This is a genomic window from Planktothrix tepida PCC 9214, assembly GCF_900009145.1.
GTDB lineage: Bacteria > Cyanobacteriota > Cyanobacteriia > Cyanobacteriales > Microcoleaceae > Planktothrix > Planktothrix tepida.
On the sequence record NZ_LN889829.1, the window covers coordinates 1 to 806 of the forward strand.

1 protein-coding gene is annotated in these 806 nt (G+C 46.2%); it reads left to right on the plus strand.

What is annotated here, in order from left to right:
- Window positions 1–806, plus strand: an 806-nt coding sequence (locus PL9214_RS29325) for a calcium-binding protein (protein ID WP_139295207.1), incomplete at both ends; no start/stop codon positions are given.

Genomic DNA, 806 nt, shown 5'->3' on the forward strand with positions numbered 1-806 from the left:
ACAACTCCAACTCCCTCAACTCCCACCCCAAAAACAACAAATCCCTCATCCCTGAGCGACCCCATCGAACAATTTATCGCTCGGAAAAATCTAACCTCCATTCCCACCAGTAACCCCCCCGATGACCTGCTCTTAGGAGATGAGCGTCCCAACTCCCTCAGTGGCGGTGTCGGTCAAGATACCCTACTCGGTTATGGTGAAGTTGATTTCCTCTCAGGAAACCTAGGTCAAGATGTGATTTATGGTTTCCTTGGAAACGACCTAATTTATGGTGGAGCCGATGAAGACTGGGTGGGAGGCGGTAAAGACAATGACCTGATTTTCGGAGGTTTAGGAAACGATACCCTCAGTGGCGATTTAGGCAATGATACGGTATTAGGAGAAGTTGGAAACGACCTGTTAGTTGGTCATACTGGAGAAGATCTGTTGTCAGGAGGTACAGGGAACGATAACCTTTACGGTGGCGACGATAACGATCTGATTCATGGCGGTCAAGGCGACGATTTTGTAGATGGAAGTAACGGCGATGATTTAGTCACAGGAGATTTAGGCAATGATACCCTTAATGGTGGAGTCGGAACAGATTCCCTCATCGGGGGTCAAGGAGCCGATATCTTTATGTTAAATCCGGGTGAAAATGGCGATATCATCCTAGATTTTCTCGGAGGTGAAGATCTGTTAAAATTGACCCAAAATTATAATTTTAATCAGCTTACCATCCTGCAAGGCAGTGGAACTCAAGCCGGAAATACCTTGATTCAAGTCGCAGCCAATAATGAACTTTTAGCCACTTTAATCGGTGTTCC